Origin of the sequence: Streptomyces sp. NPDC050988, from assembly GCF_044456225.1 — a bacterium.
Classification (GTDB): domain Bacteria; phylum Actinomycetota; class Actinomycetes; order Streptomycetales; family Streptomycetaceae; genus Streptomyces.
Genome location: NZ_JBITFQ010000017.1, coordinates 165,108 through 185,074, shown reverse-complemented (window position 1 = coordinate 185,074; position 19,967 = coordinate 165,108). Strand labels below are relative to the sequence as shown.

The 19,967-nt window shown below is 71.5% G+C and carries 16 protein-coding genes and 1 pseudogene; 8 read left to right on the top strand and 9 right to left on the bottom strand.

The window, feature by feature from the left end:
- Positions 1–237 precede the first annotated feature (237 nt).
- Complete coding sequence (locus ACIBEI_RS30920) at positions 238–1,110, bottom strand: DUF4190 domain-containing protein (protein WP_398893492.1); 873 nt, start codon at positions 1,108–1,110, stop codon at positions 238–240.
- A 99-nt stretch (positions 1,111–1,209) separates the two neighbouring features.
- Between ACIBEI_RS30920 and ACIBEI_RS30915 the strand changes: the two are divergent.
- A pseudogene (locus ACIBEI_RS30915) lies at positions 1,210–2,302 on the top strand (adenosine deaminase).
- 17 nt (positions 2,303–2,319) lie between these two features.
- Positions 2,320–3,012 (top strand): glycerophosphodiester phosphodiesterase, encoded by a 693-nt coding sequence (locus tag ACIBEI_RS30910; protein ID WP_398893491.1) that lies wholly within the window; start codon positions 2,320–2,322, stop codon positions 3,010–3,012.
- An 88-nt stretch (positions 3,013–3,100) separates the two neighbouring features.
- Here the strand turns inward: ACIBEI_RS30910 and ACIBEI_RS30905 are convergent, their stop codons facing one another.
- Positions 3,101–3,700: an NADPH-dependent F420 reductase gene (locus ACIBEI_RS30905; RefSeq protein ID WP_398893490.1), complete on the bottom strand. Its 600-nt coding sequence runs from the start codon at positions 3,698–3,700 to the stop codon at positions 3,101–3,103.
- 61 nt (positions 3,701–3,761) lie between these two features.
- Here ACIBEI_RS30905 and ACIBEI_RS30900 point away from each other — a divergent pair, with 61 nt between their 5' ends.
- Entirely contained in the window at positions 3,762–4,178 is a 417-nt protein-coding gene (locus tag ACIBEI_RS30900; protein ID WP_398893498.1) for a winged helix-turn-helix transcriptional regulator, read from the top strand.
- On the opposite strand, the gene ACIBEI_RS30895 is transcribed toward ACIBEI_RS30900, so the two are convergent.
- Together ACIBEI_RS30895 and ACIBEI_RS30890 are read right to left on the bottom strand one after the other, a co-directional pair.
- Entirely contained in the window at positions 4,117–5,796 is a 1,680-nt protein-coding gene (locus ACIBEI_RS30895) for an RNA polymerase sigma factor (RefSeq protein ID WP_398893489.1), read from the bottom strand. The two genes, ACIBEI_RS30900 and ACIBEI_RS30895, sit on opposite strands and share 62 nt — an antisense overlap.
- Positions 5,797–5,834: 38 nt before the next feature.
- Positions 5,835–7,109: an alginate lyase family protein gene (locus ACIBEI_RS30890; protein ID WP_398893488.1), complete on the bottom strand. Its 1,275-nt coding sequence runs from the start codon at positions 7,107–7,109 to the stop codon at positions 5,835–5,837.
- Between the two features lie 302 nt (positions 7,110–7,411).
- Between ACIBEI_RS30890 and ACIBEI_RS30885 the strand changes: the two genes are divergently transcribed.
- A complete protein-coding gene (locus tag ACIBEI_RS30885) occupies positions 7,412–8,566 on the top strand; it encodes a serine hydrolase domain-containing protein (protein WP_398893487.1) in 1,155 nt (384 codons plus the stop codon).
- A 49-nt stretch (positions 8,567–8,615) separates the two neighbouring features.
- On the opposite strand, the gene ACIBEI_RS30880 is transcribed toward ACIBEI_RS30885, so the two are convergent.
- From ACIBEI_RS30880 to ACIBEI_RS30865, 4 genes are all read right to left on the bottom strand, one after another.
- Positions 8,616–10,154: a sensor histidine kinase gene (locus tag ACIBEI_RS30880; protein ID WP_398893486.1), complete on the bottom strand. Its 1,539-nt coding sequence runs from the start codon at positions 10,152–10,154 to the stop codon at positions 8,616–8,618.
- The gene (locus ACIBEI_RS30875) at positions 10,151–10,900 is read right to left on the bottom strand and encodes a response regulator transcription factor (RefSeq protein ID WP_398893485.1); all 750 of its coding nucleotides are present in this window, start codon (positions 10,898–10,900) and stop codon (positions 10,151–10,153) included. Before ACIBEI_RS30875 ends, ACIBEI_RS30880 begins: the two co-directional genes overlap by 4 nt.
- 40 nt (positions 10,901–10,940) lie before the next feature.
- A complete protein-coding gene (locus ACIBEI_RS30870; protein WP_398893484.1) occupies positions 10,941–13,127 on the bottom strand; it encodes an ArnT family glycosyltransferase in 2,187 nt (728 codons plus the stop codon).
- A 150-nt stretch (positions 13,128–13,277) separates the two neighbouring features.
- Entirely contained in the window at positions 13,278–14,543 is a 1,266-nt protein-coding gene (locus tag ACIBEI_RS30865; protein ID WP_398893483.1) for a glycosyltransferase, read from the bottom strand.
- Between the two features lie 389 nt (positions 14,544–14,932).
- Here ACIBEI_RS30865 and ACIBEI_RS30860 point away from each other — a divergent pair, with 389 nt between their 5' ends.
- Genes ACIBEI_RS30860 through ACIBEI_RS30845 form a run of 4 tightly spaced genes read left to right on the top strand, consistent with a single transcriptional unit; the run spans position 14,933 to position 18,751 of the window.
- Complete coding sequence (locus ACIBEI_RS30860) at positions 14,933–15,862, top strand: ABC transporter ATP-binding protein (RefSeq protein WP_398893482.1); 930 nt, start codon at positions 14,933–14,935, stop codon at positions 15,860–15,862.
- On the top strand, positions 15,862–16,695 hold the full coding sequence (locus ACIBEI_RS30855) for an ABC transporter permease (RefSeq protein ID WP_398893481.1): 834 nt from the start codon (positions 15,862–15,864) through the stop codon (positions 16,693–16,695). The genes ACIBEI_RS30860 and ACIBEI_RS30855 overlap by 1 nt, the downstream gene beginning before the upstream one ends.
- 26 nt (positions 16,696–16,721) lie before the next feature.
- Complete coding sequence (locus ACIBEI_RS30850) at positions 16,722–18,086, top strand: sensor histidine kinase (protein WP_398893480.1); 1,365 nt, start codon at positions 16,722–16,724, stop codon at positions 18,084–18,086.
- Positions 18,083–18,751 carry a response regulator gene (locus ACIBEI_RS30845; protein WP_398893479.1) on the top strand — a complete coding sequence of 223 codons (669 nt, stop codon included), beginning with the start codon at positions 18,083–18,085 and terminating at the stop codon, positions 18,749–18,751. Before ACIBEI_RS30850 ends, ACIBEI_RS30845 begins: the two co-directional genes overlap by 4 nt.
- Here ACIBEI_RS30845 and ACIBEI_RS30840 read toward each other — a convergent pair.
- Positions 18,746–19,909: a spermidine/putrescine ABC transporter substrate-binding protein gene (locus ACIBEI_RS30840; protein WP_398893497.1), complete on the bottom strand. Its 1,164-nt coding sequence runs from the start codon at positions 19,907–19,909 to the stop codon at positions 18,746–18,748. The two genes, ACIBEI_RS30845 and ACIBEI_RS30840, sit on opposite strands and share 6 nt — an antisense overlap.
- Between the last annotated feature and the right edge of the window lie 58 nt (positions 19,910–19,967).

The window sequence follows — 19,967 nt, the reverse complement described above, 5'->3', positions numbered from 1 at the left end:
ACGGCTTCCGCCGCGCCATGGTCACACCCCACAGAAGACGGGATCACATACCTCTCCACCGTGCCACAACACGATCTTTCTGCAAGGACCCCTAAAAGCATGGGGCGTCCTACGCTTTTAGGGGCGCGGGGAACTGCGCGCTCAGCCAAGGACGGCCGGCAGTCGACACTCGGCATCGACCCCCACCGACCCCAGGGGCGCGAGGAACTGCGCGACTAGCCCCCGCCGGTCCGCAGGTCAGGCAGAGGCGGTCAACGACGTGTTGAAGCCGTCGTCAACGGTTCCCGAGTCGCTGTCGGAGTCGTCGGGGACGATCAGGAACACGACCACGAAGGCGATGGCCAGGGCTATCCCGACGGCGCCGCAGATGATGCCGGCCAGCGCCTGACCGGGATTCGTGGCCTCACCGCGGCGAGCCTTGCCGCGCCCGACCGCACCGAAGATCACCGCGAGGATCCCGCAGGCGAGGGCGACCGGCCACAGGCAGAAACCGACCGCCGCGATGATCCCAAGCACGAGCCCGGCCGTGCCCAGCCCGTTGCTGGGCGCCATGGGCATCCCCGGCCAGCCGTAGCCGGGACCCCCGCCGGGGCCACCGTAAGCGGGGTAGCCCGGGTAGCCGCCGTACCCATACGGCATCTGTCCAGGGCCCTCGGGCGCAATGGGAGGCGGGGGGACGGAGGAGCCGGGAGTGGGGTGGAGGTGGGGCCCGGCCGGGGGCGCGTACGGGTGGGGCGCACCTGCGGGAGGCCCGAAGGGGTTCGGCGGGGCCGAGGCGGTCGGCGGCGCGAACGGGTTGGCCCAGGGCGAAGGGCTTGAAGGGGTCGAGCCGGGCGGCACCGGAGCCGCCGGATCCGCACCCGCACCCGCACCCGCACCCGGAACCTGCGGCATCCCGCCCGGCAGCGACGTCACCGTCTGCTGATCGTGCGCCGAGGGCGGTGTCGGGCCGGACCCCTCTCCAGGGGCCGCGTCCGCCGGCGCGGCCCAGGGGTTCGGCTCGGCGGGCGGCTTGCTCAGCGGGACCTTCGCCGCGGGAGCCGCGTCCTCGGGGCGGGCCCCCGATTCGTCGCCGGCCGCCGCATCCGGCGTCTGCGCGTCGTCGGACATGCGCGGAGTCCCCTCTTTCGTACGTAGCGTCATGCTACGGCCCGGGCCTCCCCCGCACGGACCGCGTCCTACGATGATCCCGGAACCATCGATCAGCCGATCACCCGCGTCCGCCGGACACACGGCCGGACGCCGTCCCGGGGAGAGACCCTTGACCGACCACCACGACCTGCATGCCTTCATCGCCGGACTGCCCAAGGCCGAACTCCACGTCCACCACGTCGGCTCAGCCTCCCCCCGTATCGTCTCCGAGCTGGCGGCCCGCCACCCCGACTCCAAGGTGCCGTCGGACCCCGAGGCCCTGGTCGACTACTTCACCTTCACGGACTTCGCTCACTTCATCGACGTGTACCTGTCCGTCGTGGACCTCATCCGCACCCCCGAGGACGTACGGCTGCTGACGTACGAGGTCGCCCGGGACATGGCCCGCCAGCAGATCCGCTACGCGGAGCTGACGATCACGCCGTTCTCGTCGACCCGTCGCGGTATCGACGAGGGCGCCTTCATGGAGGCGATCGAGGACGCGCGCACGGCCGCCGAGGCCGACTTCGGGACCGTGCTGCGCTGGTGCTTCGACATTCCGGGCGAGGCGGGACTCGAATCCGCCGAGGAGACGGTCCGGCTCGCCACCACCGACAAGCTCCGCCCCGAGGGCCTCGTCTCCTTCGGCCTCGGCGGGCCCGAGATCGGTGTGCCCCGGCCGCAGTTCAAGCCGTACTTCGATCGTGCGATCGCGGCCGGCCTGCACTCCGTGCCGCACGCGGGCGAGACGACGGGACCGGAGACGATCTGGGACGCGCTGACCGAGCTGCGCGCCGAGCGCATCGGGCACGGCACCAGCTCCGCCCGGGACCCGAAGCTCCTCGCGCACCTCGCCGAGCACCGGATCCCGCTGGAGGTCTGCCCGACGTCCAACATCGCCACCCGCGCGGTCCGCACGCTCGACGAGCACCCCATAAAGGAGTTCGTCCGGGCCGGAGTCGTCGTCACCATCAACTCCGACGACCCGCCGATGTTCGGCACCGACCTCAACAACGAGTACGCGGTGGCCGCCCGCCTCCTCGACCTGGACGAGCGGGGTCTCGCCGCGCTCGCCAAGAACGCCGTCGAGGTCTCCTTCCTCGACGACGCCGGCAAGGCGAAGCTCGCAGCGGACATCGACACGTACACCTCTGCCTGGCTGGCTCCCTGAGCCAGCACAATGGGCCCATGCGTACCGTGACAGCCGTGGCCCATCGCGGAGACCCCTACCGCGTCCGTGAGAACACGATCGACTCGCTGCGTTCCGCGCTCCAACGGGGCGCGGACGCGCTGGAGTTCGACGTCCGGCTCACCCGCGACGGCGTGCCCGTGCTGCTGCACGACAGCACGCTGAAGCGGCTGTGGGAGCAGGACCGGCCGTTGGTCTCGCTCTCCTCGGACGAGGTGCGGGGCCTGACCAACGGCGGTGTTCCCACGCTGGAGGAGGCCCTCAAGGCGACGGACGACTGCCGGCTCATGGTCGATCTGCCGGGTCCGGCGGACGCGCGTGCCGTCCGCCGGATCATCGGCGTCATCCGTGATCTCGGCGCCGAGGAGCGCGTGTACTACTGCGCCGGCGCCGACACCATGCTCGCCGTCCGCGCCGCCGACCCCGCCGCGGAGATCGCCCTCACCTGGGCGACCCTCGCGCCTCCGCGGCCCGCTCTGCTCGACGCGGTGCGGCCCCGCTGGCTCAACTACCGCTTCGGGCTTGCCAATCGCGACGTGATCGCCCGTACGCACCGAGACGGGTATCTGGTCTCGGTGTGGACGCCCGACACCCGCCGCTCCATGCGGCGCCTCCTCGACGCGGGCGTCGACTCGATCACCACGAACCGCATCGACACCCTGTGCTCCCTGCGCAAGGGCCCGAAGGGCTAGTGCCGCGTCAGCCAAGGTTCGCCCCGTCGCGACGCCCAGCACGCACCGGACGCCGCTCCTTGACGGGCAAACCCTGACTGACGCGGCACTAGAGAGCGGGGCCCGCGAACTCCAGTGGCGGCGCGATCGCCTGGGCGTCCGCCCCCTCGCCCACCCACAGTCCGATCAGCAGTGCCGCCGTCGCCTCCAGCAGCCCGGCCCGGTCCAGGCCGCCCGCGTTCAACGGCTCGCAGCCCAGGTCGCGTACGAGCCCGCGTACGACGGTCAGCGCGGCCTCGTCGTCGCCGCACAGCGGGACCGCCAGCGGGCGGCCGTCGAAGACCGGCGGGGTCAGCCGCCAGACGTCCACGTGACAGAGGTTGAAGGCCTTGACGACGCGCGCGGCCGGGGCGGCGGAGGCGATCCGCTCGGCCGCCGCGGGCCCGCCCGCCGTGAGCAGGGCGAAGCCCGGGCCCACCGGGTTGGTGCAGTCGATCAGCACCCGCCCCCGGAGTACGTCCTCAAGACCGGCGACCACGTCGACCACGGCCGCATAGGGCAGCGCCAGCAGCACCGCGTCCGTGCCGAACTCGGCCGCCTCCCTCAGTCCGCCCGACCGGCTTCCCGCGCGCACCTCGTGTCCGGCCCGCCGCCACTGCGTGCCGAGCGCGTCCGCCATGCCGCCCGTGCCGAGAATCCCTATGCGCATCCGCCCGTACCTCCGGTCCGTGGGTCGATCCCCCACGACAGTAGGAAGCCGCTCGGGCACCATTCGGTGTGTGAGCACCGAACCGTTCTTCCTCGCCGACTGCCGTGCCCGGCTCGCCTTCGACCTGCTCTCCAACACCTGGAACGCCGTGGTCCTGTGGGCCCTGCGACACGGGCCCCGGCGGCCGGGTGAACTGCGTGGACACATCGGCGGGATCAGCCAGAAGGTCCTGACGGAGACACTGCGGCGGCTGGAGTTCAACGGTCTGGTCGTGCGGCGCGCGTACGCCGGGTCGCCGCCCCGGGTGGAGTACGAACTCAGCGCACTGGGGCGGACGTTGCTCGAACCGATCGAGGTGTTCGGGGCGTGGGCCTTCGACCACGGGGACGAGGTGATGGCGGCCCAGGAACAGGCAACTAGCTTGTCACCCGCGATTTCTGACGGACCGTCGCCGCATCGGCCGGGGTCGAGCGCGTGACGTACTGAGGGATCGGTGCCGTGTCCTTTCCGGTGTCGCGGACGAGGCCGTAGCGGATGGCGCCCTGGGCGGGGCCGGTCGTGACGTCCTTGGTCACGGACTCCCGGTTCGACGGGAAGACGATCAGCCCGTAGTCGGCGCCCCGCTCGTTCTGGGTGAGGGTGACGGTGCCGTCGACGTAGAAGTACTCGTTCTGCCACATCTGCTGGGTGCCGTCCGGCAGGACGGCGTAGCCGACCCGGGATCCGCCCATGCCGGACGTGTAGCCGTCGGCGTTCTCCGCGAAGGTGTCGTCCATCCGGCGGCCGCCGCCCGAGGCCACGTGGAACAGCTTCCCCTTGAGGCCGGTCCAGGCCGGCATGACGAGGGCGCCGGGCAGCGACTTGGGTGAGATCTGCCAGCGCACCAGTACATAGCCCTGGCCGGTGAGCGTCACGCTGTCCCCGCGGTGCTGCATCACGGCCTTGGGTCCGCCGGTGCTGGTGAGCCCGGACTCGGGGCGGCGCGGCAGGTCCGCGGGGCGCGCGTTCGGGTCCGGGGCCCTGTCGAGGGCGTCGACGACCGTGCCGTACAGGTCCTCCCGGGCTCTGCTGGGGGACGGTGACGGGCTGGGCTTCGCGGTGGGGCGCGGTGCCTTCGGCCGCGAGGTGCTCGCCGCGGTGGGCGGCGCGGCGGCCTTCGGCGGCGGTGTCGCGTCCGGCTGGGTGACGACGTACGCGCCGCCCGCGACGATGGTCGCCCCGGCCGTCATGGCGACCGCGGGCTTGGTGAGCGCGGCGACGACCTTGGCGGACCAGCCGACCCCCGTGGCGGCGGTCGTCGCGGCGACCGCCGTCTTGCCGCCGAGGGCGAGCGAGAGCGTGAATCCGACCGGGATCGGGACGAGCGCGAGCCCGACGAGCAGCCGTTCGGCCGGTACGACCGCCTCGCCGGGCGCGGCGCAGTGACGGCAGCCCCTGATGTGCCGGGCCAGCCGCTTGCGCCACACCGAGTCGGGGCGCCCGTCCCAGCGGGCGGTCAGCTCGCGCAGTTCGGGGCAGGACGAGTCGAGGGCCCGCACGATGCCGCGCGCGGCCTCCAGGCGTGCCTTCATCCGCTGGACGCGTACGGCGGCGTGCTGGCGGCTGATGCCCACGGCCGCCGCCAGTTCGCGGCGGGTGAGTTCGCCCGCGACCTCCAGCCACCACAGCGACAGCAACTGCCGGTCCTCGTCGTCGAGCCAGCGCACCGCCTCCGCGACCTCGCGCCGCTGGCCCTCCAACTGGAGCCGCAACACGGTGAGTTCGGCGAAGTCGGTGGCTTCCTGGGCCGCGTCGTCGGCCAGTGACTCGGAGGTCCGGCGTCTGGCCCGGTCGCGTATCTGCCGCATGGCGATGGCGACCAGCCAGGAGCGGAAGCTGTCCGGATCACGCAGGGTGCCGAGGTTGCCGACGGCCCGCAGCATCGTCTCCTGCACGACGTCGTCGACGTCCGCGTGACCGTTCAGCGCGCGGCCGACGATGTTGTAGACCAGCGGCAGCCAGCCCTCGACGAGTTCGTCGAGCGCGCGCCGGTCACCGGCCTGCGCCGCCGCGATCGTCGTACGCCACTGCCGCCCGTTCACGTCCGTCCCTTTCACGTACGCCCCATTCACGTACGTCCCTTTCCGGAGAGGTGTCACTTGGCGTAGAGCAGCGTCCCGAAGCCGAGCTGGTCGAAGCCGCCGCTGTTCGGGCCGTAGTCACCGCCTCCGCCTTCCGCACGCACCCTCTCAGCCATGGCCGTGATGTTCGGAACGGAGAGCCGGCGGCGGCGCGCGTAGTGGTAGTGCAGCATCTCCCAAACGGGACGGGTCTCTCCACGCGCTATGCCGGAGATCACAGCCTGCTCGTTGTACTTGCCCCTCCCGGTGCCACTGCGCCAGCTGTACTTGGTGAAGGGCACGTCACCGCCGAGGTTGTACTTGGCGACGTACTCGGCGCCCTTCATGAACCGGCTGTCGTCGTAGCCGTAGAGGTCGACGCCCTGGTTCCAGGCCATCTCGCAGATCGCGCCCATCTGGCCCACGCCCATCGCGGTGTGCCCCTGGTCGCGGCCGGACTCCTGCCACTGGGCGAGGCCGTCGGACTCGTGGACGAAGGGGACGGCGTTCCCGATCGAGCCGTTGCCCGCGCCCTTCTTGAAGTAGTCGACCGCGCGGTCGAACAGGGCCCGGTCGTCGCAGAGGATGCCGATGGCCATGACCGAAGCCACGTTGCACAGGTCCCAGTTGGCCCAGTAGTTGGTGATGACGGCGCCGTTGTGGTGGGTGAGGAAGTCCTCGTTCATGGGGTGGAAGACCTTGAGCATCATCTTCTGGAAGCGGGCCAGGTCGAAGCCGTCGTGGTCGCGCACCAGCTCGGCGGCGTTGGCGAACTGGTAGCCGTAGAGCCCGGCGGCCAGGAACCGGTCAGCGTTGCCGGTGACCGTGGTGAGCGTGGCCGACCAGGCGTTGAGGATCGCGACGGCCGCCTCGGCGTGCTCCTTCGTGCCCGCGATCTTCCAGCGCAGGGCGTTCTGGTAGGCGGCGTGGATGTCGTTGTAGAGAGATACATAGTTCTGGCCGGTGCCGCCGCGGACGACCGTGGCCTGTGGCCTGGGGGTCCAGGTACTCGCGGAGTGCCGGTTGGCGGTCAACCGCTGCCAGCCCGCCGTCCAGGGCTCCCGGCCGGCGGCGACGCGCACCTTGGCCCGGTTGAGGTCGCCCGCGTTGTGCAGCATCCCGGGATGCGCGAAGACCGGCTTCCCGGCGGACTCGCCGGGCGACGGGGAGGCTCCGGTCGGCGCCGCGTCGGCCGAGTCACCTCCGCCCAACGAGACCGCGACACCGCCGACGGCTCCCGCGGCGGCGACACCACCGGCCATCTGGAGGGCGCTGCGGCGGCTGATGCGGTGCTTGTTGTGCTCTGCCACGAATGACTCCTGTGCGGATGGAGGGGCGTGTGCGCTGCGTGTTGCACACGCTGTGTGTGGTGCATGCGCTGTGTGTGGTGCGTGTGGTGCGTGTGCACAGGAGACGGAGGAGAGGCTTCCGGGATAACAGTTTTTCCCGTACCGGCGTGCGTCGCCCTAGGGGCAACCCCTGACAACACCCTTGTCCCGCGCGGCAGTTGATAAGGGTCACGGCCAGGGTCGGTGCCCTCCTCGGAGAGGATCCGCGGCGACGGCGTACGACCGGAGGATGAAGGTCACCGACCACCCCTGGGAGTCAGCCGATGCATCTCCGTATCCGTACCGCCTGTGCCGCCGTCGTGGTCCTGGGCCTGACCGCCGGGCCCCTCGCCGGGACCGCGCTCGCCGCCCCCTCTCCCACGGCGGTCGTACGGGAGACCGTGAGCCCGGAGACCGACAAGGCCTTACGCGAGGCGCTCAAGGGACTTCCGGACAAGGACACGACGGCCGCGCTCGTACGCGTCGGGGGCAAGGCCGGCACCTGGCGGGGCAGCGCCGGGGTGCACGATCTGGCGAGTGGCCGCAAGGCTCTGGAACACGGGCGTTTCAGGGCCGGTTCGACCACCAAGGTGGTCACGGCGGCCGTCGTGCTGCAGCTCGCCGCCGAAGGCAGGATCGACCTGGACGGACACGTCCAGACCTACCTCCCCGGCCTCCTCTCGAAGGCGTTCGAGCCCATCAACGTACGGCAGTTGCTGACCTTCACCAGCGGGCTGAAGCCGGGAGCGACACTGGGTGACGTGAACGGTGAGGGATACGAGCGGCGGTTCGAGACGCTGACTCCGGAGGCGGTCGTGGCCTCGTCCGTCGCCGCCGGCCCCGCCTTCCGCCCGGGCACGCAGCAGAAGTACGCCAACATCGACTACACCGTGCTCGGCCTGCTCATCGAGAAGGTCACCGGCGACACGTACGAGCACCAGGCGGCCGTACGGGTCCTGCGGCCGGCCGGGATGCGTCACACGTCCTTCCCCGGCGGGCCCGACCCGCGGATCCACGGCCCGCACAACCGCGGCTACCAGATCCTCGCGGACGGCAGGCTGGTGGACGCCACCGAGTGGAACATGTCGGACCGGTGGGCCGCGGGCGACATGATCTCCACGACTCAGGACCTGGAGCGCCTGCTCTTCGCGCTGTTCCGCGGCCGGCTGGTCCCCCAACCCCTCCTGGACAAGGAGATGTTCACCCTCCCGGACGTGCCGAACGCGACGATGAGCGCCGGCCTCCAGCGGTACGAGCTCGACAAGGACACCGTCATCTGGGCCAAGTCCGGTGCCCGGCCCGGCTACAGCACGGTGATCGCCGCCACCCGCGATCTGTCACGCACCCTCGTGTTTTCGGTGAACGCGACCGACGCGAAGAGCGAGGAGTCGAATCCGGTGGCCGAGCGGATCCTGTGGGCGACGTTCGGAACCGGGTGACTCTCCCGCCCCGAACGGCCGTTGGCGTCCGAGAGCCGCCTCTCCTGACTCAGGGCGTACCGGAACCCGCGGGCAGCACGAGCCGGAAGACGCTGCCGCGTCCTGTGGCCGTCTCGAGTTCCAGGCGGCCGCCGTGGCCCTGGGCGATCGCGCTCGCGATGGCGAGGCCGAGGCCGGAGCCGCCGTGGTCGTGGGAGCGGGACGGGTCGACCCGGTAGAAGCGTTCGAAGACCCGGTCGGCCTCTTCCGGGGACAGCCCCGGGCCCCGGTCCGCGACCTCCAGCACACAGATCGGCGTCCCTTCGCGCAGCGGTGGCGAGGGACTCGTCCGGCCGGGGCGGTCCGTGCCTCCGGTGGTGGGGCCCGACCGCCCGGTGCCCACGCGTACGTCCACCTTCGTACCGGGCGGGGTGTGGGTCAGCGCGTTGGCCAGCAGGTTGCCCACGACCTGGCGCAGCCGGTGTGGATCGCCGGTCGTCTCGACGAGTTCCAGGTCCTCCTCGTCGGCGGCCGACCCGCTGCCGAGGGTGCCCAGCCGGATCAGGCGTCCGTCGCTCTGGTGGGCCGCCTCGCTGACGGAGTCCGCGGCCACCGCCAGCAGATCGACCCGCTCGCTGCGGTAGGCGGGTTCCTTGTCCAGCTTGGCCAGCAGGAGGAGGTCGTCGACGAGCAGGCTGATCCGCTCGGTGTTCTGGGCGATCAGCCGGTCGCCCTCGCGGCGTTCGGCGGGCGACCGTGCCTCGTGGCGCAGGGCCAGTTCGGCGAAACCCTGGATGGTCGTCAGCGGTGTGCGCAGTTCGTGTCCGGCGTCGGCGACGAACCGGCGCAGCCTGGCCTCGGAGAACTCGCGTTCGTGCAGGGCCTGTTCCAGCCTGTCCAGCATCGTGTTCAGCACGGTGCCCAGGCGGCCCGTCTCGGTGTGCGGGTCGGTGTCCGGCAGCCGCAGGCTCAGATCGCCCGCGGTGATGTCCTGTGCGGTGTGCTCCATGCGGGTCAGCGGCAGCAGGCCGAGCCGGACGACCCACCGGCTGAGCGCGACGAGACCGGCGAGGGCGGCGGCCAGCACGACGGCGTTGAGCCACAGCAGCTTGTCGGTCGCGCCGTCCAGGGTGTCCAGGGGCAGCGCGACGACGTACGAGCTCCGATCCGGTCCCGTCTTCTTCTGGATCCGCCAGCGTCCGTCGCCGGAGACGGCCTGGACGGTGGCGGGCCGCCCGTCGGCGCGGGGCAGCCCGCCGACGGACTCGGGCAGGTCCGGCCCCGGGGCCCTGCCGCCGCCGAGCGCGCCCTGCTCGTGGCCCGCCGTGTCGTAGAAGGTGAGGCGGAAGTCGGACGGGAGGGTCACCGTTTCGGGGTCCGGGGGCCGGAGCACGCGACCGGGATCGGCGTCGTGGGAGAAGCTCTGCGGCGGCAGGACGAAGTCGTCGAGCTGCTCGTCGACACGGTGGAGCAGCCATGAGCGCAGCACCAGGAACCCGATGGTCTGAGCGGCGAGCACCGCGACGGCGGCGAGCAGCGCCGCGCCCCACACCAGGCGGCCGCGCAACGATCCGGAGCGGGTCGCGTGCAGCCGGATCCGACGGATCATCCCTCGGTCCGCGGGGTGTGCTCGCGCGGCAGGCGCAGGCAGTACCCCACGCCCCGTTTCGTGTGGATCAGCGGCGGATCGAGATGGTCGATCTTGCGCCGCAGGTAGCGCACATAGGTTTCGACGATGCGGCCGTCGCCCGAGAAGTCGTACCCCCAGACCCGGTCGAGGATCTGGGGCTTGCTCAGCACCCGGTTCGGGTTCTCCATCAGGAAGGCGAGCAGTTTGAACTCGGTCGGTGAGAGCGCGATGTACTGCCCCGCCCGATGCACCTCGTGTGCCCGCTCGTCCAGTTCGAGGTCCGCGTACCGCAGCACCTCTGCCTTGTCCTCGCCCGCGTCGTACGGGACGTCGTGGCCCGTACGACGCAGGATGGCGCGGATGCGCAGGAGTACCTCCTCGACGCTGAACGGCTTGCCGACGTAGTCGTCGCCGCCGGCGCCGAGGCCCGCGATCCGGTCGTCGAGTTCGGTGCGGGCCGTCAGGAACAGGACCGGTGTACGCACGCCGACCGCGCGCAGGCCCCGGGTGACCTCGAAACCGTCGAGGTCGGGCAGCATCACGTCGAGCAGCAGGAGGTCGGGGCGGAAGCGCTCGACCTCCAGCAGGGCGCCGCGCCCCGTGGTCGCGCTGCTCACCTGGTATCCGGACAGGCTGAGGGCCGATTCCAGCAGGTAGCGGATGCCGGGGTCGTCCTCGACGACGAGGACACGGTGGGTGAGCCGGGTGGAGGGCTGCTCATCCATGGTGCGTGGGGTCCGTTCTGCCATCGCTCGCCTGTGGCGCCTACTTGTCGTCGGCCGCGCAGTCGTACAGAGGGCTGCCGGTGCTGCCACCGTACGCGGAGGCCGGAACCTCGACGCAGTTGTCCTCGATCCACTCGGTGCGCTCGGACGCGGCGCTGTTGCCACGACCCGCCACGGCGCCGAAGCCACCGCCGCCCGAGCCCGAGTCGGTGCCCAGGACGTACCGCAGTTCGCCCTTCCTGGTCCAGGTCTCCAACTGGCCGACGGAGGGCGCGTCGTCGATGCCGATGAAGCCGCCCATGCCGACGACCGTGGCGTCGCTGTTCAGGATGAACGCGGACGTGGTGGCGGCTCCCCCCTCGACGGCGAGGCTGATCCGGGCTGAACCGGAGTGCTCGACAACGTAGTCGAGGAGCTTGCGCTGGTCGGCGGTGAGTTCGGTACTGCCCCCGAGCCGGCCCGTGCCACCCGTACCGCCCATACCTCCCGCGCCGCCACCGGGCGGGCGGCCGCTCTCGCTGCCGTTGCCGCCACTCCCGTCGCTGTCCCCATCGCCATTGCCATTGCCATTGCTGCTGCCATTGCCGCTGCCGCTGCCGCTGCCGCCGAATCCGGGTATCCCTGAGGGCATTCCCGAAGGCATCCCGGACGGCATCCCCTCCGGCATTTCGCCCGAGGTTCCGCCGGGCATGCGGCCGGAACCGAAGGGCATGCCGCCGGTCGGTCCGGCCGTGGGATTGGCGCCGCCCATCGCGGAGTTGGACCCGGGAGCGGCGATCGCCCAGGCGCCCGGCGCCAGCAGCACCGCCAGCACAGCGCTGCCGAGCGCGGCCGGCAGCAGTCGGTGCCGTCGGCCCGAGAGCAGCAGGAGCGCGATCGAGGCGAGCCCCACGACCGCCACCGGCCACACCAGCCAGCCGTTCCATGACGAGTCCCGCTCGATCACGACGACCTCCCAGACAGCGGTGACCAGTACGGCCCCGGCGCCGGTCGGCAGGGCCCAGCGGGCACCGGCGCGATGGGCGCGGGCCAGCACGGTCGCGAGGCCCGCGGCGAGCGCGGCGACGGCGGGGGCCAACTGCGTGGTGTAGTACGGGTGGAAGGTGCCTTCCTGGGTGGCGAAGACCAGCCCGCACACCACGAGCCAGGTCCCCCACAGGACCCACCCGGAGGCGGCGAGCGGCTCGCCCGTGGCCGTGCTCCCGCGTCGGCGCAGCACCACGACGGTCAGCGCGGTGCACAGGGCAACCCCGCAGAGCGGCAGCAGCCAGCTGATCTGGCCGCCGACCTGGTCGTTGAAGAGCCGCCCGAGACCGGCGGCCCCGCCGAAGGAGATCCCGCCCATGCCGCCGGTGGCACCGTCCTCGCCGAAGATCCGGCCGAACCCGTTGTATCCGATCACCAGGTCCCAGGCCGAGCCGTCCTCGCTGCCGCCGATGTACGGCCGGTCGCCGGGCCACAGCGCCACCATGGCCACCCACCACAGGGAGGACACCGCCAGCACCGCTCCCGCGATCAGCAGCCGGCCCAGTCGTACGAACCAGGTTCCGGCCGCGCCGATCAGCCAGGCCGCCGCGAAGGCCGGGAGGACCATCCAGGCGGCCAGCATCTTCGCCAGGAACCCGACGCCGGTCAGGAAACCGCACGCGCACAGCCACCACAGCGCCGACCGGCCCGCCGGTGCCTGCAAAGCCCGGGTCAGCGCGTACGCCGCCGCGACCAGGGTCAGCACCAGCAGCGTGTCCGGGTTGTTGTCGCGGTTGATCGCCACGGTGATGGGCGTGAGCGTCATGACCAGCGCGGCGAGCAGCCCGGCACCCTCACCGGCCCAGCGGCGTACCGTCCGGTGCAGGACGAGGACAGCGGCGACGCCCTCCAGCGCCTGGGGCAGGATCATCGCCCAGCCGTGCAGGCCGAAGACCTTGGTGCTGATCACCTGGGGCCACAGGGCGGCCGGCGGCTTGTCGACGGTGAGCACGCCGGCCGGGTCGTACGAGCCGAAGAGGAAGTTGGTCCAGTCGCGGCCCATCGACTTCACGGCGGCCGCGTAAAAGGGGTTGCCCCAGCCCAGGGAGCCGAGGGCCCAGCCGTAGAGCACCGCGGCCAGCAGGAGGATCGCTCCGAGGGCGGCCGGGGCGGCCCAGCGGGGCAGCGCCCGGCCGGCGACGACCGGTGGTGGTGGCGCGCTCGCGGGGGTGGTCGACGGCTCTTGCGATGTGTGGGTCACGGTGCGCTTCGCTTTCCTGTTCCTGGAGGAGACGCTGCTGGAGGGGACGCTGGAGGAGCCGGGGGCACGGGAGTCGGGGGCACGGGAGTCGGGGATGCGGGAGTCGGGGATGCGGGACTCCGGGCCGGGACTCCGGGCCGGGGATGGGGCTCAGTCACGCCGGAAGACGGCCAGCCGCAGTACGAGGAAGCGCACCGCGGTGACCAGCAGGGACGAGGCGGCCAGTACGAGGGTCTCGGCGGCCGCCGAGGCGTCCGGACTGCTCTCGCGGTACAGGAGCACTGCGGCCGAGGTGACGAGGTATCCCAGGAGGAACAGGACGCCCGCGCCCAGGTGCGCCCGTCCCACCCCGGTCGCCGACCAGCGGAACGTGAGACGCCGGTTGGCCTCGGTGTTGAGCACGGTGAGCACCAGCAGTGACACGAGGTTCGCCAGGGCGGGCGGCCACCAGCCGCGCAACAGCCAGTAGAGCAGCGCCTGTCCGACGGTCGAGGCGATGCCGATGGCGACGAAGCAGCCGACCTCCCAGGTGAACCGGGACCGGCCGGTCCCGGGGGCCAGTACCGCGTCCGGGTGTTCGGCGGCCGGGGCGGGACGGCGCGGCAGCGCGACCCGGGCGCCGCCGGACGCCTTCAGGCGTGCCATCCGGTACAGACCGCGCAGATCGTCCGTGGCGGTTCCGACGACGTCGACGCGGGTGTCCACGTCCTCCACCCAGTCGACGGGGACCTCGTGGACGCGCAGCCCGTTGTGCTCGGCGAGCAGCAGGAGTTCGGTGTCGAAGAACCAGGCGTCGTCCCTCGTCTTCTCCAGCAGGGGACGCAGCACCTCGGTGCGGGCGGCCTTGAACCCGCACTGCGCGTCGCTGAACCGGGCTCCGTGGGTCAGCCGGATCAGCCCGTTGTAGCAGCGGGAGATCATCTCGCGGCGGGGCCCCCGAACGGTCCGCGCGCCCGGCGCGAGACGACTGCCGATCGCCAGGTCGGAATGGCCGCTGGCCAGCGGGGCTATCAGGGGCAGCAGCCCGTCGAGCCCGGTGGACAGGTCGACGTCCATGTAGACGACGATGTCCGCGTCGCTGGCGCCCCACACGGTGCGCAGGGCCAGGCCGCGGCCCTTGCGGTCCAGGTGGAACACCCCCACTCCGGGCAGCTCGTCGGCCAGTTCCGCTGCCACCTCGAAGGTGCGGTCGACGCTGGCGTTGTCCGCCACGGTGATCCGCCACGGGTACGGCAACTGCTCGCGCAGCCGGGCGTGCAGGGTGCGCAGGCAGCCGGGAAGCGCGCGTTCCTCGTTGTGGACGGGGACGACGATCTCGACGGTCGGGGTGTTCGTTCCGGAGGGGTCGGCGAGCCCGGGCCGGGCCGCGGGCTGGAAGCCGTCGGCGATGCTCAGGCCGCTGGAACTGTGGGGCATGGATTCCTCGTACGGAGAGACAACGGTGGGGGTGGCGTGTCGTCCGGCGGGATGCGGGCGGGGGACGGACGGTGACGGGGCGGCTCCGGCGGAAAGGGCGAGCCCGCGGAGGCCCCGGTACGTGACATCGCCGACCGGAGACCGAGCTGTGCGGAACACTCGCCGTCCAAGCGGGGAAACCGGCGACAGCCGGCTGGGAATTCGCCGAGAGTCGGCTGGGTCTCCGCTGAGAGTCGTAGGCGCGGGTGGCCCGAGTGGTACCGCGGTACCACTCGGGCGCCGAAGACTCCCCTCCGGTCCCAGAGTCCCGGCCCGTCGCGCTCCTAACTTCGAGAGCGGACACCGCGGCACATCCGTGGCCGGGTTCGAGGCAGGAAAGGCCCACCTCCATGATCGAAGCGCGTGAGCTGACCAAGCGGTACGGCGACAAGACGGTCGTCGACAACCTGACCTTCGCCGTGAAGCCCGGCGAGGTGACTGGCTTCCTCGGCCCCAACGGAGCGGGCAAGTCCACGACCATGCGCATGGTCGTCGGCCTGGACGCGCCCACCAGGGGCTCGGTCACCGTGGGCGGCCGGGCCTATGCCGGGCACGCCGCGCCCTTGCACGAGATCGGCACCCTCCTGGAGGCCAAGTCCGTCCACCCCGGGCGCAGCGCCTTCAACCACCTGATGGCGCTCGCGTACACCCACGGCATTCCGCGCCGTCGGGTGGACGAGGTGATCGAGCTGGCCGGACTGACCAGTGTGGTCGGCAAGCGCGTGGGCGCCTTCTCGCTCGGCATGGGCCAGCGGCTCGGCATCGCCTCGGCGCTGCTCGGCGACCCGGCGATCGTCATGCTCGACGAACCGGTCAACGGCCTCGACCCCGAAGGCGTGTTGTGGGTGCGCAACCTGCTGCGCGGGCTGGCCGACGAGGGCCGGGCCGTGATGCTCTCCTCGCACCTGATGAGCGAGACCGCGCTGATCGCCGACCACCTGGTGATCATCGGACGCGGCCGGCTGCTCGCGGACACCACCGTCGACGACTTCACCCGCGAGGCCGGCGGCTCAGGCGTGAAGGTCGCCACCGGCGAGGCCATGCGCCTGCGTTCGCTGCTGGCCGGTCCGGACGTCACGATCAGCTCGTTCTCCGCCGAGGAGCTGCTGGTCACCGGACGGGACGCCCGTGAGATCGGAGCGATCGCCGCTCAGCACGGAGTGGCGTTGTACGAACTCACCCCGCAGTCCGTGTCCCTGGAGGCGGCCTTCATGGACCTCACCCGCGACGCCGTCGAGTACCAGAGTGCTCCGTCCGACGCCGAGCGAAAGGCCGCCTGATGACCATCACCAGCCTCGCCCCCGCCGCCCCTGCCGGCACGAAGAACTACAAGGTGACCGGCGCGCGTGTGGTCCGCTCGGAGTGGGCCAAGTTCTGGTCGCTGCGCTCCAGTTGGATCACCCTGGGCGTCGCCGTGTTCCTGCTGGTCCTCTTCGGGGCGGTCGCCTCCTTCACCTACAGTCCCGACGCCGTCGGGGACGGCGGACCGCTCGGTGCCGAGGGCAGCAGTGATGCCGTGAGCCTGGCCCTGACCGGTGTGAGCTTCGCGTCGCTGGCCATCGGCGTGCTGGGGGTGCTGCTGTCCGCGGGCGAGTACACCACCGGCATGATCCGCTCGACGCTCACCGCGGTCCCGCGCCGGCTGCCGGTGTTGTGGTCCAAGGCCGTGGTGATCGGGCCCATCGCCCTGCTCCTCACCACCGTGGGTGCGCTGGCCGCCTTCCAGTTGGGCTCTCCGGGTCTGGACGGCGAGAAGCTCGCGCTCGCCCTGGGCGACGAGGGTGTGCTGCGCAGCCTGGCCGGCGCCGGCGTCTATCTCGGCCTGGTGGCCGTGTTCGGCGTGGCCCTGGGCGTGCTGATCCGCTCCTCCGCCGGGGCCATCGCCGCCCTGGTGGGCATCCTGCTCATCCTCCCCGGCCTGGCCTCGCTACTGCCCGACTCGTGGAACGACACGCTCAGCCCCTACTTCCCCAGCAACGCGGGGTCGGCCGTCTACACCCTGCACGAGTCCACCGACGCGCTCTCACCCGGCACGGGACTGGCGGTCTTCGCCGGCTGGGTGGCGCTGGCCCTCGCCGGGGCCGCCTTCCGGCTCGTCCGGACCGACGTCTGACCAGGGCCACGAGCACAATGGTGTCCATGAGCGCGGAACGCGCGGCGGCCGCCGCGGACACCTCCCCGGGGGCGGCGCTGCCGCCGGCCCCGGGGTTCGAGGCCGCCTGGGCGCATCCGGTCCTGGGCCGTCTGTGGCGCGGCCAGCAGGACCGGCACCGGCTGGACCGGCGGCATCCGTGGCTGCTCGACACCGCGGTGGTGCTGTTCGTCGTGTGCTTCACCCTTCCCGACCTGCTGTCGGGCAGCGCCAACTCACCGTTCGGGGAGCCGGACCCCCGTGACCAGGTGCCGACCGGCGTCCTGCTCGCGTTCACCCTGGCACTCGCCGTTCCCTTGTGGTGGCGCCGCAGGGCCCCGGCCGTCACGTTCTTCGTGGTCGCGCTGGTCTCCGTGGGCCAGTGGTCGCTGGGCATCTGGCAGCCGGCCGGCATCAGCGTCCTGATCGCCCTGTACACCCTGGCCCGGCAGGGTTCGTTGCGGGTGCTGGGCTGGGCCGTGGCGACGGCTGCCGCCAACCTGATGCTGACCGTCTGGGTCCTTGTGCCGGTCGACAATCCGCTACGCAGCGTCTTCTTCCTGCTGGGCACGGTGACCGCGGCCACCGCCGTCGGCCTGACCCTGCGCATCCGCCAGATGTATCTGGCCGCGCTGGAGGACCGTGCCAGGCGGCTGGAGATCGAGCACGAGCAACGGGTCCGGCTCACCGCCGCCGCCGAGCGCTCCCGGGTCGCCCGCGAGATGCACGACATCGTCGGCCACAACCTGTCCGTCATGGTCAGTGTCGCGGACGGCGCCGCGACCCTCGCCGCCAACAGGAACGAGCAGTCCGCCGAGCCCCTGCGCATCCTCGGCGACACCGGCCGCCAGGCCATGAGCGAACTGCGCCGCGTGCTGGGCGTCCTGCGCGAGGACCAGGACGACGTGACGATGCTCAGCCCGCAGCCCGGGATCCGCGATCTGGACGCCCTGCTGGCACGGGTGCGCGCGGCAGGCCTGAGAGTGGCCTACCGGACCGTGGGCGATCTCGACCCGCTGAGCGACGGTGTGCAGCTCACCGTGTACCGCATCGTTCAGGAAGCGCTGACCAACACGCTCAAGCACGCGGGTACGGGCTCCACCGCGGAGGTCTCCGTGACCGTCGACGCCGCCACCGTACGTGTCAGCGTCGCCGACACGGGAGCATCACCGGACGCGTCCGCACCGGCAGTGGCGATGCCTCGGGCGGAAGGCTCCGGGCACGGCCTGGTCGGCATCCGGCAGCGAGCCGCCATGTACGGCGGCTCCGTCACCATCGGCCCACGCGAGACCGGACACGGCTGGACGGTGGACGTCGCACTCGACGCATCCTCCGCGCCCGCCCCGTCGGCATCAGGAGAACCTCTGCCATGACCACCGTGCTGATCGCCGACGACCAGCCCCTCCAGCGGATGGGCGTGCGCATGCTCATCGAGGGCACTCCGGGGCTGACCCCGGTCGGCGAGGCCGGGCACGGCGCCGAGGCCGTCCGCCTGGCCGCGCAACTGCGCCCCGACGTCGTCCTCATGGACATCCGCATGCCCGGCATGGACGGCATCGAGGCCACCCGCCGCATCGTCGCCGGCGGGGGCCGCACCCGCGTGCTCATCGTGACCACCTTCGACCTCGACGAGTACGCGTACGACGGCCTCCGCGCGGGAGCCAGCGGCTTTCTGCTCAAGGACGCCCGTCCCGAGGAACTCGTGGCCGGCATCCACGCGGTGGCGACCGGCGACGCCGTCGTCGCTCCCCGCCTGACCCGGCGTCTGCTGGACGCCTACGCCCACCAGGTACTGGCACCGGCCGACGCCCCCGTCGCCGAGGACCCCCGCCTGGGAGCCCTCAGCGTCCGCGAACGCGAGGTCCTGGTCGCCATCGGCCACGGCTGGACGAACACGGAGATCGCCGAACGGCTCGTCCTCACCGAGTCCACGGTGAAGAAGCACGTCGGACGGGTCCTCGCCAAGATCGGCGCACGCGACCGGATCCAGGCAGTGATCATGGCGTACGACTCCGGCCTGGTCAGGGCCAAGTCATAGCCCCGCGATCGCGTTCCACCGCTTCGCGAAGTCCGTGCGTTCCTTCGACGTGATGTCGCGTGCGATCGCGAGCCGCTCGCGCATGGCGGTGTCGGGGAAGATGAGCGGGTCCTCGGCGAGGGCGGCGGTCTCCTCGTCCTTGGCGGAGGCGAGGACGTCCTGGGCGGCCGGGACGGGGCAGACGTAGTTGACCCACGCGGCGAGTTCGGCGGCGACGGACGGCTCGTAGTAGTAGTCGACGAGGGTCTCCGCGTTCGCCTTGTGGCGGGCGAGGTTCGGGATCATCAGGGACTCGGACCAGAGTTCGGCGCCCTCCTCCGGGACGACGAACTCGATGTCGGGGTCGTCGGCCTGGAGCTGGATCACGTCACCGCTGTACGCCTGGCAGGCCAGTACGTCACCGCTCGACAGGTCCTTGATGTAGTCGTTGCCGGTGAAGCGGCGGATGTGGTCCGTGCGGACGAGTTTCTCGACCTGCTCGCACATCGTGTGGAAGTCGTCCGCGGTCCACCTGGTGATGTCGACCCCGTTGCCCTGCATGAGCAGCGCGAACGCCTCGTCGAGACCGGAGAGGAGCGTGACGCGGCCCTTCAGCTCGTCCGCCCACAGGTCGGAGACGTGCCGGATCTCGCGGCCGACCTTGCGGCGGTTGTACGCGATGCCGGTGATCCCCGACTGCCACGGCACGGTGTGCCCGCGGCCCGGGTCGAAGGCCGGTGAACGCAGTTGTGGGTCCAGGTACTTGGTGACGTTGGGCTGCCTGGACCTGTCCATCTCCTGGACCCAGCCCAGGCGTACGAACCGCGCGCACATCCAGTCGCTGATCACCATCAGGTCCCGGCCGGTCTCCTGATGGTTCATCAGGGAGGGGCTGACCTTCCCGAAGAACTCGTCGTTGTCGTTGATCTCCTCGGTGTACGTGACCTGGATCCCGGTGCGCTTCTCGAAGGCGTCCAGGGTGGGGCGCCTCGACTCGTCCTCGTCGTCCGTGTCGATGTAGAGGGGCCAGTTGGCCCAGGTCAGGCGCTTGTCGGTGGCCGACAGGTCGCTTCTCGACCGCTCCGATGGCTCGACGTACGCCGCCGGAACTCCGCAGCCGGCGGCCAGTGCGGCGGCCGCGCCCGTACCGAGGGTGCGCAGCAGGCTGCGGCGGGAGATCCGGGTTCGCTGGTTCGGGTTCACTGGCACGTGCGCAGCATGCCGCCTGCCCTGCCGG

What these genes read in the sequence shown, in the direction of transcription:
- ACIBEI_RS30850 (WP_398893480.1), top strand. Translation starts at nt 16,722, where the DNA reads ATGAGCGCGGAACGCGCGGCGGCCGCCGCGGACACCTCCCCGGGGGCG.
- ACIBEI_RS30905 (WP_398893490.1), bottom strand. Translation starts at nt 3,700, where the DNA reads ATGCGCATAGGGATTCTCGGCACGGGCGGCATGGCGGACGCGCTCGGC.
- ACIBEI_RS30875 (WP_398893485.1), bottom strand. Translation starts at nt 10,900, where the DNA reads ATGGATGAGCAGCCCTCCACCCGGCTCACCCACCGTGTCCTCGTCGTC.
- ACIBEI_RS30880 (WP_398893486.1), bottom strand. Translation starts at nt 10,154, where the DNA reads ATGATCCGTCGGATCCGGCTGCACGCGACCCGCTCCGGATCGTTGCGC.
- ACIBEI_RS30855 (WP_398893481.1), top strand. Translation starts at nt 15,862, where the DNA reads ATGACCATCACCAGCCTCGCCCCCGCCGCCCCTGCCGGCACGAAGAAC.
- ACIBEI_RS30865 (WP_398893483.1), bottom strand. Translation starts at nt 14,543, where the DNA reads ATGCCCCACAGTTCCAGCGGCCTGAGCATCGCCGACGGCTTCCAGCCC.
- ACIBEI_RS30885 (WP_398893487.1), top strand. Translation starts at nt 7,412, where the DNA reads ATGCATCTCCGTATCCGTACCGCCTGTGCCGCCGTCGTGGTCCTGGGC.
- ACIBEI_RS30845 (WP_398893479.1), top strand. Translation starts at nt 18,083, where the DNA reads ATGACCACCGTGCTGATCGCCGACGACCAGCCCCTCCAGCGGATGGGC.
- ACIBEI_RS30920 (WP_398893492.1), bottom strand. Translation starts at nt 1,110, where the DNA reads ATGTCCGACGACGCGCAGACGCCGGATGCGGCGGCCGGCGACGAATCG.
- ACIBEI_RS30910 (WP_398893491.1), top strand. Translation starts at nt 2,320, where the DNA reads ATGCGTACCGTGACAGCCGTGGCCCATCGCGGAGACCCCTACCGCGTC.
- ACIBEI_RS30860 (WP_398893482.1), top strand. Translation starts at nt 14,933, where the DNA reads ATGATCGAAGCGCGTGAGCTGACCAAGCGGTACGGCGACAAGACGGTC.